We start from the raw sequence: 1,192 nt of genomic DNA, 5'->3' as shown, positions 1-1,192 counted from the left end.
ACGGCCGAGTACTCACACCATCACGAACGGCCGAATCGTCACACCGGTCACGGCTGACCAGAGCGCCCCATCAAGATCGTGTTACGAGCTCTAAGGTTCATTCATGAGCAGAACGGTCAGTATTAGATCGAGGGCTGTTGCATTATTGCTCAGGAGGCACACAATGCATCTCCACCGTCTTAGACTGTTCGCCGCCGCCGTGCTGGCTTGTGGTCTCGCTAGCCTCGTCATGCCGGCTCACGCTGCAGGAGGGGATCACCTCATCGTCACACTCACCCACAGCGGGAACAACGACGGTACATACAAGATCCGTTGCCACCCGGCGCATAGTCACGGATACGCGGACCCGCAAGCCGTCTGCGACCAGCTGGACGGCGCCACAACATGGGGTGATGACCCCTTCGTGCCTGTGCCGCGGGACGCCGTATGTGAAATGATCTATGGTGGTCCGCAGCGTGCCCACGTTACGGGGCGATGGGCGGGCAGGTCTGTGGATGCCGCCTTTAACCGGAGTAACGGCTGCGAGATCGATCGCTGGAACAAGTTCTCGAAGCTACTGAAATTTTCAGAGTGGGATCGGTGATGTGAGGTCAGACCAGTCCCGCTAAAAATCCTTCGATGAGGCGGTGCTGAAGTTCTATGCGTCTCACGCTTCGGCGGCTTGCCGGTCAAAAGACGCGACTGGACTACGTCTCTCGCTCAACATTCCCCATATGCCCCCAGCAGTTATGCTCGCTCGATGACATTACCGGATACTCCTTCGGTAGTGGGCCTACGCCCTGCTACCCGCTACCGCGAGAATGGGCGTCGGCCACACTCACGCGAACGGCCACGCCCCCGGCCCGAGCCTGGCACGTGACCAGCCTCAACGCAGACCGCCTGCGGTGACGACCCTGCACATTCTCACTCATCTACGCAGGCAGGCACCGAAGGGCGTCACCCCGTCCCCTCTGGCATGTCCCTTGTGCTGGCGTAGCTGATCTTTCGGTGGTGCGGGCAGGCAGGTGGTTGCCCGGATAGAGGCTGTTCATGCTTCGACGGAAAGGTAGCGGCGGGGAAGGCAATCCCACTCGTCGTGGAGTTTGGTGGTTGTCGAGGCTGCTGTGCAGCTATGCAAGTTGTACGAGTGTTCGATCCACTCGAATATTGCGGTGTGGGCGGCGGCCCGGCTGGGCCACGGATGGTCGTCGCC

Annotated in this window: 1 protein-coding gene; it reads left to right on the top strand. The window is 60.4% G+C overall.

All coding sequences use genetic code 11. The annotated features are described in order from the left end of the window. The first annotated feature begins 103 nt into the window (after positions 1-103). Positions 104-583, top strand: a complete 480-nt coding sequence (locus ABZX75_RS34420) for an SSI family serine proteinase inhibitor (protein WP_355418187.1) — start codon at positions 104-106, stop codon at positions 581-583. The last annotated feature ends 609 nt before the right edge of the window (positions 584-1,192 follow it).

This window comes from Streptomyces sp. NPDC003038, assembly GCF_040611115.1.
Lineage (GTDB): Bacteria > Actinomycetota > Actinomycetes > Streptomycetales > Streptomycetaceae > Streptomyces.
The sequence above is the reverse complement of the archived record's forward strand: the minus strand, read 5'-3'. Positions and strand labels throughout refer to the sequence as shown.